The 10194-nt window shown below is 69.7% G+C and carries 10 protein-coding genes and 1 pseudogene; 3 read left to right on the top strand and 8 right to left on the bottom strand.

What is annotated here, in order from left to right; translation table 11 throughout:
- The 5 genes and pseudogenes from FXN61_RS42455 to FXN61_RS42470 all read right to left on the bottom strand — a co-directional run.
- Positions 1-892, bottom strand: a pseudogene (locus tag FXN61_RS42455) (helix-turn-helix transcriptional regulator); the annotation flags it as partial.
- 64 nt (positions 893-956) lie between these two features.
- Complete coding sequence (locus tag FXN61_RS42460) at positions 957-1631, bottom strand: hypothetical protein (protein WP_167979504.1); 675 nt, start codon at positions 1629-1631, stop codon at positions 957-959.
- A gap of 24 nt (positions 1632-1655) precedes the next feature.
- The gene (locus FXN61_RS53680; RefSeq protein WP_246292879.1) at positions 1656-1982 is read right to left on the bottom strand and encodes an NAD(P)/FAD-dependent oxidoreductase; all 327 of its coding nucleotides are present in this window, start codon (positions 1980-1982) and stop codon (positions 1656-1658) included.
- Entirely contained in the window at positions 1958-2755 is a 798-nt protein-coding gene (locus FXN61_RS42465; protein ID WP_246292882.1) for an NAD(P)-binding domain-containing protein, read from the bottom strand. Before FXN61_RS42465 ends, FXN61_RS53680 begins: the two co-directional genes overlap by 25 nt.
- A 102-nt stretch (positions 2756-2857) precedes the next feature.
- Entirely contained in the window at positions 2858-3412 is a 555-nt protein-coding gene (locus FXN61_RS42470; RefSeq protein ID WP_167979505.1) for a helix-turn-helix transcriptional regulator, read from the bottom strand.
- Between the two features lie 157 nt (positions 3413-3569).
- On the opposite strand from FXN61_RS42470, the gene FXN61_RS42475 reads away from it, so the two are divergent.
- Positions 3570-4856 (top strand): cytochrome P450, encoded by a 1287-nt coding sequence (locus FXN61_RS42475; RefSeq protein WP_167979506.1) that lies wholly within the window; start codon positions 3570-3572, stop codon positions 4854-4856.
- Positions 4825-7560 carry an AfsR/SARP family transcriptional regulator gene (locus tag FXN61_RS42480; RefSeq protein ID WP_167979507.1) on the top strand — a complete coding sequence of 912 codons (2736 nt, stop codon included), beginning with the start codon at positions 4825-4827 and terminating at the stop codon, positions 7558-7560. The genes FXN61_RS42475 and FXN61_RS42480 overlap by 32 nt, the downstream gene beginning before the upstream one ends.
- On the opposite strand, the gene FXN61_RS42485 is transcribed toward FXN61_RS42480, so the two are convergent.
- From FXN61_RS42485 to FXN61_RS42495, 3 genes are all read right to left on the bottom strand, one after another.
- On the bottom strand, positions 7452-8129 hold the full coding sequence (locus FXN61_RS42485; protein ID WP_167979508.1) for a hypothetical protein: 678 nt from the start codon (positions 8127-8129) through the stop codon (positions 7452-7454). The genes FXN61_RS42480 and FXN61_RS42485 overlap by 109 nt on opposite strands.
- Positions 8130-8190: 61 nt before the next feature.
- Positions 8191-8637 carry a hypothetical protein gene (locus FXN61_RS42490; RefSeq protein WP_167979509.1) on the bottom strand — a complete coding sequence of 149 codons (447 nt, stop codon included), beginning with the start codon at positions 8635-8637 and terminating at the stop codon, positions 8191-8193.
- Positions 8638-8706: 69 nt separating this feature from the next.
- Positions 8707-9627, bottom strand: a complete 921-nt coding sequence (locus FXN61_RS42495) for a COG4315 family predicted lipoprotein (RefSeq protein ID WP_167979510.1) — start codon at positions 9625-9627, stop codon at positions 8707-8709.
- A gap of 136 nt (positions 9628-9763) precedes the next feature.
- Between FXN61_RS42495 and FXN61_RS42500 the strand changes: the two genes are divergently transcribed.
- Positions 9764-10194 (top strand): protein adenylyltransferase SelO family protein (locus FXN61_RS42500; protein ID WP_312878426.1); only part of this gene is annotated, 431 nt, incomplete at its 3' end.

The following is a 10194-nucleotide window of genomic DNA, read 5'->3' on the forward strand; positions in this document are numbered from 1 at the left end:
CGGCGGCGTGGTCACCGCGGAGTCGCAATGCCTCACCCCGCTCGTAGGAGGCCTGGCCGACGGCCTGGTGGCCGCCCTGCGCGGCGTACCGCCGGGCGGCACGCTCGAGCTCGGCGACCGCCTCCTCGTAGGCACCGTGCAGCAGCATCAACTGACCCCTGTGGACGGCACACTGTCCGGTGAACGCGACCAGGCCGGGCTGGGCGTCGCACCAGATGGCCAGCGCGCGGGTCCATTCACCGGCGCGGCGGAAGTCGCAGACCTGCTGGCACGCCTCGATCGACGAGCAGTAGACGATGCCGGCGAAGATCGGAGAGACCTCCCCGGCCAGCACTCCCACCATCGCCTCGTCCAGGAGCCGGAGCCCTTCGGCGACCTTCCCGGAGAAGGCCGCCAGCCGCCCCTCGCAATGCAGCCCGAGTGCGACCAGGTCGGGCTCGTGGAAGCGCTGCCCGTAGGCGGTGACCTGCGGAGCCAGTGCGAGCGCCGCGCCGAACTCCCCCTTGATGATGTGGCTCATCAGCTGCTCGTAGCACAGGTAGCCGCGCTCGACCACGTCGTCGTCCACGTCGTCGAGAATCCGCCAGGCCCGCGACATCCAGCCGCTCCCGATCGCCGCCTCACCGCCGTGGAACAGCACCGTCGCGAGCCAGAGCGCGGAACGGGCGACGGCGAGCACCTCGCCGTGGTCGAGGTTGATCTGGTACGACCGCTGCAGCGCCTGGACGCAGTCGTTGCGCTGCCCGAGCAGGAACGCAGTGGTGGCGAGCGCGACGAAGTCGTCGGCGGTCAGCTCCGCCTCTTCCAGGCCGGAGAGTGCCTCGTACGCCACCACCCATTCGCGACGCTCGAAGGCCTCGCGGGCCTGACGCAGATCATCCACGACGCTCATGGCGCACCATCCCTTGCGCCATGAGCGTAACCGCGTGACCGAGCACCGACCTCCCGAAGCCGCCTCAGGTCGCGCGCCGGGGAATCCGGGCGGAGATCGCGGAGATCTCAGCGGCGATCGGAAGCAACGCCAGCAGCGCCGCGGCCGGCTGCACGTAGAACTGCACCACCCCGATCGGCACGAGCCGTGAGAGCCCGAAAACGACCAGTGCCCCGGCGACCAGGACAGCCCTGCCCCTGCTCATCGCGGCCGATCGCACCACCGCCACCGCGAAGAGCAGCGTGCCCACGGCGAACAGCGCCGAACCGCCCATCAGCACCATCACGAACCAGCGCTCCAGCGCATCCTGCGTGGCCACGACGTCAGCACCGGTCTCGTGGGCGGCCAGAACCGCGAACTCCATGCCGGGCAGTACGGCGTACAGCGTGCTGCCGGCCACCACGAACCCGAGGCCGGCCGCGCTCAGTGAGTGATCACCACGCTGCCGCAGGTGGCCACGAACCGCGATGAACGCCAGTGCGATCATCGCCGAGGCGATCGCCGCAGCGAGATGGGACAGTCCCCACCGTGTGATGTCGCTGGCCGCCGCATGGGCCACCGCCTCGCTGTCGGGCAGACGGCCGTGCAACGGTGGATGCCACAGCAACGCCCCGACGAGCGCGAGCGGGCCGATCGCGACGAGGGCCGCCATCTTCCGGGACGCGGCGTCGCGCGTCGTCTGGTCCAAGTCGGTGTACATGGCTTTCTCCTTCGTCCGGCGGTGTCATGCCGCAGCCGGAGTCGCGGCCGGAGCTCTGGCGGCGATGCGGTGGGCGAGGTAGGCCGCGTCCCGGCTGACGCCGTTGACCTCCCCCGAGGCGAAGCAGTACTGGAAGGCCAGTCCGCAGAAGTAGAGCCCAGGGATTTCGTCGACGATCCCGCGATACTCCGTGGGCCAGCCGTCCTCGATCGGCAGCGGCAGATCGATCCAGTCGTAGGACTGCCGGAAGCCGGTCGCCCAGATGACGCTCGCGACGTCGAAGCTCCGGCCGTCCGCGAGGCAGGGCCGCCCGCCGTCGACGCCCGTCAGGTGCTCGGTGATCCACTCCACGCCGCGCTCACCGAGGTGCCGGCGCTTGACCCGCAACTGCGGAACCCCGTGGTGCCGAACCTGCTGCATCTTCTTGCGCCCCATCGGGGTGCGCCGGGTGAGCACGTGGTTGAACGCGAACTCGATGAGCGGGAACGCCTGTCGGAACCGGAGGGATCCCCACTCGAGCGGGATGTTCCCGCGATCCGGGCCGACCAGCGTGACCGGACGCGTCGCGGCCACCTCGTAGGCGATGTCCAGTCCGCTGTGCGACGCACCGACGACGAGCACAGGCCCGTCCGGAAGCTCCTCCGGACGCCGGTAGGCACTGGAGTGGAGCTGCCGATGGTGGGGGCGATCCCGCCGGCGAACGCCGGGACCTGCGCCGTACGACCGAAGGTGCCGGAGGCGACAACGACGTTGTCACAGGTGATCTCATCGGTGCCGATGGTGGCCGCGAATCCGCCGCCGTCACGGCCGGAGAGCCGTTCCACTCTGGTCTGCATCCGCACCGGCAGGTCGTGGGTGACGGCGTACAGCTCGAGATAGTCGGCGAACTCGTCCTTGGTGGGGAAGTGCCAGGGATCGCCGGGGTACGGCATGCCGTCCAGGCTGTTCGCTCTGGCAGGCGTGAACAGGGTCAGGCTGTCGTAGTGGCAGCGCCAGTTGTCCCCGACACGGGCCATCCCGTCGACGATCAGGAACTCACGGCCGAGCCGCTTGAGCTGGTAGCCGGTCGCCAGGCCGGCCTGGCCGGCACCGATGATCAGTGTCTCGATGTGTTGTGTGGTCATGCCGCCGACGCTAGGGACGACGTACCGCACCCCACATCGGTCAGCACACCCAACTGCTCACCGGACTCGATGGGTGGATCGACCCATGTGGTGGCCTAGCGACTAGATCGCGCCGGACCTGATCGCGAACGCGACGGCGTGCGTGCGGTTGCGCAGCTGGAAGCGCGTCAGCACGTTCTGCACCATGCTCTTCACCGTCCGCTCCGAATAGGACAGTTTCTTCGCGACCTCCGCGGTGGTCCAGCCGTCGGCGAACAGGCGCAGCATGTCGAGCTCGCGCTCGGCCAGTCCGGACATGGTGAGGCTGACCGGCATGGACGCGCGTCCCTCGTACGCGGCCAGCACCGTCGACACGAGACTCTCGCAGGTCAGATCGGTCCGCGGCAGGACGGCGACGACGCGGTGCTCGATCGCGCGGGGAAGCTCGTGGGCGCGCAGGTCGTCGGTGACGAGCACAGCGCACGCAGACGTCCGTTGGGCAACCAGCCGCAGTTCGGCTGCCAGTCCTGCCCCGCCGGCGGCGATGAGCACCACCTCGGCCTGGCTCAGCGCGTGCTCGGCGACGACCTGGAACTCGGGCCGCAGCCGCAGAAAGCCCGCGAGGCCCCAGCGGGTGACCGAATCCTTCGCGTGGATCGCGACGCGCACACGTTGCATGAACGGAGTGTTCGTCAACGCTCTCCATTCGGACTCCACGCCGTCTCCACGCGGATGCCCGATCGGGCACGGACGGGCGGCAACCAGGGCGGATTTCCCCAAACGGAGGCCAATCCATGCCTAGGTTCGCCCCCTCCTGCCACGCGGAGGTTTCTCGATGTCCGCCACCATCGACGCCCTCGGCGAGCTCGCCAAGCCCGAGCACCGCCGAGATCCGTACCCGTTCCTGCACTGGCTGCGCGAACACGACCCCGTGCACCGGACACGCTGCGGTTTCTACCTGCTGAGCAACTACGACGACGTCGCCTACGCCCTGCGGCAGAACGCCGCGTTCGCGGTCGCCGACGAAGCCGCGATGTGGAGCGACGTCGGTTACGGGAAACGGAGTCGTCCGGCGGTCAAGAAGCTGGTCGCGGCCTTCGCGGCGAAGACCCACCCCGGCTACGCCCGCCTGCGCGCGGCCATCGCGGGCGACATGACCCCGGCGCAGGTGCTCCGGCTGCGGCCGCGGATCCTCGAGCACCTGGGCAACGTGTTCGACGACATCGGGCCGCGGCTCGTCGCCGGCGAGACCGTCGATCTGCATTCCGAGGTGTCCGTTCCGCTGACCCGGTCCGTGTTCGCGGACCTGGCCGGAGTGCCGGACGAGGACCGCGAGTGGATCGCGGACGCCATCGCGTTGATGACACGGGCGCTCGCGAGCGACGACGAGCAGGTCGTCCTGGAGGCCGATCGCGCGAGCAACGCGGTCGAGGACCACTTCCGCGAACAGGTCTCCGAACGCAGAGCGTCTCCGCGGGACGACCTGATCACCCGGCTGGTCCAGGCGCATGACGGCGACGAGTTGCTGATCGCGATCATGTGGATCATGTGGATGACCGGGTACGAGAGCACGATCTCCGGCATCGACCGCGCGGTGCAGGCGTTTCTCGCTCACCCGGAGCACCGGTCGTGGTGTGACGACGACCAGTCGAGGGTGCAGCGGTTCATCGACGAGACCTTGCGGCACGACGGCGTCGTCCTCTACACGCCCGTCCCGCGCATCGCGGTGGACGAGGTCAGGTTGGGCAGCGTCACCATCCCAGCAGGGGCGTCCGTCCGCATGCTGATCGCCGGTGCCAACCGCGACCCCCGCGTATTTCGGGATCCCGACACGTTCGACCCCGCCCGCGATCCCCGGCGAATGCTCTCGACGGGCACCTGCTGCGGCACCACGCTCGGGCGCGCGGAGATGGCGCACGTCGTGACCGGGCTGTGGCAGCGGTTCCCGACGCTGGTCGCGGCCGGTGAACCGCGGTGGAGCACCACCAGCGTCGCGCGCAGGACCGTCGAGACGCTGCCGGCGAAACTGGGTGGTCCGCGAGGTTCGGACGGGCAGTGCTCTCACTCGAACGGGCGAATACCCTGCCCGCATGGGCGAGCTGCGGGTGGACGTGCTCGGTGATCTGCGGATCACCGTCGACGGCACGCGGCTCGTGCTCTGCCAGCCACGCCAGCGCGCGGTGCTCGCCGTGCTGGCGATGCGGTCACCGCACCCGGTCTCGCGGGACGAGCTGATCGACGCCGTGTGGGGCGACGACCCGCCGTCGAGCGCCTCCGGCAGTCTGCACACCTACATCAGCGCTTTGCGGCGGCTCGTCGAGCCGGATCTGCCGTCCCGCGCGTGCGGCAACCTGATCATCACCACCGACCGCGGGTACGCCTGCCTGGTGGCGCCCGGCGACCTGCGCGAGTTCGAGGCCCGCATCGCCGCGGCCCGTCAGAGCGGACGGTGCTCCGAGCTGTGGTCGGCGCTGGAGATCTGGCGCGGGACTGCGTTGTCGGACGTGCCAGGACCGTTCGCGCAACGCCAGCGCGCCCGGCTGGAGGAGGCCCGGCTGACCGCCGTGGAGGACTGGGCCGCGGCGGCGATCGAGTCCGGCGTGCACGCCGAGGTCGTCGACACGCTCACCCGGTTCGTGGCCGACCATCCGGTGCGCGAACGGCTCGTGCGGCTGCTCATGCTCGCGTTGAGCCGGTCCGGCAGGCAGGCGGAGGCGCTGGCCGCGTTCCGCGACGTCCGTGCCGCGCTGGTCGAGCAGCTCGGTGTCGAACCCGGGCCTGAGCTGCAAGAAGAGCACAAGCGAATTCTCAAGGGGGATCCGTCGGCGCCGAAGTCCGTCCGACCGGCTCAGACCATCCACGACACCATCGGCTTCGTCGGCAGGGACAGCGAGATCGCCGAGCTGTGCACGCGGCTGAGCGGTGCCGGACCACGGACCGTCGTGATCTCCGCGATCGACGGCACCGGCGGGATCGGCAAGACCGCGCTCGCCGTGCACGTGGCGCACCTGCTGGCGGACAGGTTCCCGGACGGTCAGCTCTTCATCGACCTGCAGGGGTTCTCCCCGAACAGCACGCCGGTCTCACCGGACGACGCGCTGCGCCGGTTGCTCGCCGGCCTCGGCGTCGACCAGAAGAACCTGCCGGACGATCTCGCGGGAATGTACCGCAGCGTGCTGGCCGAGCGCCGCGTACTCGTGTTGCTGGACAACGCTTTCAACGCCGAGCAGGTGCGTCCGCTGCTGCCCGGCGTGTCGTCCAGCGCGGTGCTGGTCACGAGTCGCAACCGGCTGAGCGGGCTCGTGGTCTCCGGTGGCGCGCATCGCGTCACGCTCGACGTGCTCCCGGAAGCCCAGGCGCTCGCGTTGTTGCGTTCGGTCATCGGCCACCGCCTCGACGCCGAACCTCAGGCCGCCCGCGAGCTGGTGCGGTTGTGCTGCGCGCTTCCGCTGGCGTTGCGGGTGGCCGCAGAGCGGGTGAGCATCGGTCCGAACAGGACACTCGCCGCGCTGGTGGACGAACTGGCGAAGGAACGGCTCGACGTGCTGGAGGCCGACGAGACGACGGCCGTGCGCGCCACGTTCTCCTGGTCCTACCGGGCGTTGGCGCCCGAAGCCGCGCGCATGTTCCGGTTGCTGGGCCTGCATCCCGGACCTTCACCCTCACTCGGTGCGGCCGCGGCGCTGGCGGGTTTGCCGTCACGTGCAGCACGAAGGCTCCTCGACGTGCTCTGCGCGGGCCACCTCGTCGACGAGATCGCGTTGCGCCGCTACAACTTCCACGACCTGCTGCGGACTTACGCGCACGAGAAGGCGCTCGACGACGAGCCGGCTCCGGACAAAGCCGTCGACCGGCTGCTGTGCTGGTACCTGCACAGCGCGGACGCAGCCGACCGGCTGCTCTTCCCCGGCCGCAGACGGATGCCGTTGCCCGAACTGCCCGAGGACGTCCGTCCGGAGGTGTTCGAGAGATCGGACGATGCTCGGACGTGGCTGCGCTCGGAGTACGTGAACCTCTTGGCCGCGATCACGTACGCGGCGGAGAGCGGCAACACCGAGCTGGCGGCGCGGCTTCCGTTGGCGCTGATGAGCTTCTTCGAGTTCGACTCGCACTTCGACGACGGCATCGCCATGTACCTGACCGGCTTGGACGCCGCCGTGACTTCCGGTGACCAACGCGCAGAGGCCGTGCTGTGCAACAACATCGGCATCCTGCATTCCGTCCGCCGCGCGTACGACGACGGCGAGCGGTGGTTCCGGCGCGCATTGCCGGCGTGGCGCGCGATCTCCGACGAGCACGGTGAAGGCCAGGCCCTGCTCAACCTCGCCGGCGTGTACCTCGGCCGTGGCGACGGCGACGCGACGGAGGTGGAGAATCACCTGCTGCGGGCCATGGACATCTTCGGACGCCTCGGCAACGAGCACGGCCGCGTCTTCGCCATGACCCACCTCGCCACCATCTACCGGCGGATGCGCCGCCTCGACGAGGCTCTGGCCGTCGGCACCGAGGCCGCTTCAGCCGCCCGTGACCTGGGCGCCTCCGTCGTCGAGGCGGCAACCCTGAGCGACCTCGGCCGCGTGCACGAGGAGCTGCGCGACTTTCCCGCCGCCCTCGCCTGCCACGAGGCCGCACTGGAGATCCACCGCGGGACGAACAACCAGCTCCGCGAGGCCCGCGACCGCCTGTGCATCGCCTACGCGTGCCGCGGTCTGGGCGATCACGACCGCATGCGGCGCGAGTACACGCGGGCGTTCGCGATGCTGGAGGAGCTCAACCCGGCCGAGGTGGAGGCGGAACGGGCCGCGTTCGGTCCCCTGCCGTCGTGACCTCGTTGCTCGCCTTCCGGAACGCGAGTCCCTGCCCCACCGCGACCATCAGGTTCGCGACGGCCAGAGCGACCCACAGCGCGGTCAGTCCCGGCACGGCGAAGGCGACGATCGCCAGTACGCCGTAGCACCAGCACGATCAACGCCAGCAGACCCGCGACCAGAGCCAGGACCTCCGGATCGCCGGTGAAAGGCGGGACGACGTTCCCCAGCACGATGATCGCGCAGATGACCGACAGGATCGCCATCGTGATCGTGAAGCCCGCGACCACCGCACGCCGCACGCCGTCCCGGTCCGGCTGGCCGATCGCCACCGCCGCCGTGAACGTCTGGCTGACGAGAGCCGTCGCGATGTTGTGCGCCGCCGCGGCGCTGTGCTCACGCGTGCGGCGGCGATGGCGAGCACGCCGAGCACCGCGAACTTCACCAGAACGGTGCCGGCCATGGGGATGCCGACCTTCGCCAGCTCCACGACGTGTCCACAGTGGATCCGCCAGCCGGGCCTGCCCTGAAGCCGCCCGCGCAGCCCCGACACCGTCATGACACAGCTGACGAGTTGAGCGACGCACAGCGCGACTCCCGCACCGTAGGTACAGCGGCAGCGCGACCCTGCCGATCTGCCTCGCGTCGCTAAACAGCATTCCGCAGGGCGTTGTAACTCTTGAAGAGCGCGTCCCAGGCCTTGTCGCAGCGAGCGTTGAGGGACCCGTCGGCACTCACCCCGCCGGCCGCGAACCACGGCTCGCACGGCGCGATCTCGGCAAGGTGCCTGCGTGTCTCGGCGATGGCCGCCTGGCCGGCGGGAGGCAGCTTGGCTGCCTGCTTGTCGACCTCGTCGAGCACGCCGGTCACGTCCGGCATGAGGTGGGCGCAGTTGTCCACGGGGTCGACCGGCTCGCCCCGCAGGCGCGGGATGCAGGCCGTCAGCAGGACACCGATCGCGTCGAGCCGGGGTTGCAGTTCCGGCAGCGGCGAGACCGACGACGACGTGGGGGCCGGCGTGATGGTGGGCAGGGACGTCGTCCCGGAACCGCACCCGAACAGGAGGAACACCAGCGCAAGGGCGGAGTAGCGCATACCGGCAGCCTAGCGAGACGACAGGGCCGCCAGAGCCGGGGTGCTCTGGCGGCCGTCGCGTTCACCCGATCAGGCGCGGATGTAGGACTGCGCGCCGTCCGGGAAGCCGAGCTCGGCCGTGTCGCGGACGTCGTCGCTCACGACGGCGGACTTGCCCTTGCAGCCCGGCTCGGACCAGATCTTCACGGCACCGTTCGGGGACAGCGACTGGAAGCCACCGCGCAGATCGGCGCACTTCGCCTCGGGACGGACGCCGGTGGCGAAGTTGTTGCCGCTGAAGTCGTCGAAGTTCTTGCCGGTGAAGAAGGTGACGGAGTCGGCGGGCTTGGCGCCTGCTGTCGGCGGGGCGGGCTTGGTGGCCGGGGCCTCGGCAGGGGCGACGGCGCGCTTGCCCTCGGGGTTGATCACGAACCACTTGTTGCCGACGTTCTGCCCCTTGATGTCACCGGGCTTCTCGTCCTTGGAGAACAGGTAGATCGGGCGACCGCCGATCGTGACCTGGGTGGTCTTGCCGTCCTTGCGCTTGATGAAACCGATGTTCTCCCGCTTGATGCCGGGGAAGAACAGCTTGGTGCCCTTGGCGACGGTGATCGGCGTCCACGTCTTCTCGCACTCGCCGTTGCAGTTCGACACTCCGCCGTTCACCGGGTCGTCGCTGAACCAGTAGACGGTGCGACCGGCGCCGTTCACGACCGCGGGCTCCAGGCCGCCGGCGTTGGCGACGCGCAGCTCGACCCACTTGGTCTTGACCTCGGGTGCCGCAGCCGCAGGGGCGCGGTCGCCGGTGTTCTTGTCCGCCTTGTTGGAGTTCGCGGAGCCGCGCAGAAAGTCCACTTCGGACTCACCCGCGGGAGCCTGCTGCGTTTGCTGAGCCTGCTCCTGGACCGGAGTGGCCGTACCGGACTGCGCGACGCCCTGTCCGCAGGCCGTCAGAGCGACGGCACCGACCGCGAAAAGGGCAGCAACGATCCCAACTTGCTTGCGACGCATGGGTTTCTCACTCCTGAGTGGACTTTCATCAACCTGTTCACCTCTGTCACGTACGCCTTCTCGGAACGGTTCAAACGAGTTCGAGGTGCGAGCGCGGTCACACCGCCGTTTGGACCTTCCCGGTACGGTTGAGGGCGTGAACATCAGCCTGAGCAGCGATTTCGCTCGTGCGGTTCCGGAGATGGCGGTCTCGTGGGAGGCGGCGCCGGTCGCCGAACCACGCCTGCTCGCCCTCAACGAGCCCCTGGCGAAGGAACTCGGCCTCGATCCGGCCTGGCTCCGGGCCGACGGCCTGCCGTTTCTCGTGGGCGCCCAGGCCCCCGGAGTGGCTCAGGCGTACGCGGGGCACCAGTTCGGCGGCTACTCCCCCAGGCTCGGCGACGGCCGCGCGCTGCTGCTCGGCGAACTGACCGACGCCGACGGCCGCCTGCGCGACCTGCACCTCAAAGGCTCCGGCCGCACCCCGTTTGGTGTTCCACGAGGTCCGCGCCAAATCCGTGCTCAACGGGGTACCGGGTTCGTCGCTGCCCTTCTCCTGGACCGTGAACCCGTATCGGGGCTGCTCAC

This window comes from Lentzea indica (genome assembly GCF_012184385.1).
Taxonomy (GTDB): domain Bacteria; phylum Actinomycetota; class Actinomycetes; order Mycobacteriales; family Pseudonocardiaceae; genus Lentzea; species Lentzea indica.

Excerpts from the sequence above, each read along its gene's own strand:
- FXN61_RS42495 (WP_167979510.1), bottom strand. The coding sequence starts at position 9,627 with ATGCGTCGCAAGCAAGTTGGGATCGTTGCTGCCCTTTTCGCGGTCGGT.
- FXN61_RS42475 (WP_167979506.1), top strand. The coding sequence starts at position 3,570 with ATGTCCGCCACCATCGACGCCCTCGGCGAGCTCGCCAAGCCCGAGCAC.
- FXN61_RS42465 (WP_246292882.1), bottom strand. The coding sequence starts at position 2,755 with ATGACCACACAACACATCGAGACACTGATCATCGGTGCCGGCCAGGCC.
- FXN61_RS42460 (WP_167979504.1), bottom strand. The coding sequence starts at position 1,631 with ATGTACACCGACTTGGACCAGACGACGCGCGACGCCGCGTCCCGGAAG.
- FXN61_RS42480 (WP_167979507.1), top strand. The coding sequence starts at position 4,825 with ATGGGCGAGCTGCGGGTGGACGTGCTCGGTGATCTGCGGATCACCGTC.
- FXN61_RS42490 (WP_167979509.1), bottom strand. The coding sequence starts at position 8,637 with ATGCGCTACTCCGCCCTTGCGCTGGTGTTCCTCCTGTTCGGGTGCGGT.
- FXN61_RS42470 (WP_167979505.1), bottom strand. The coding sequence starts at position 3,412 with ATGCAACGTGTGCGCGTCGCGATCCACGCGAAGGATTCGGTCACCCGC.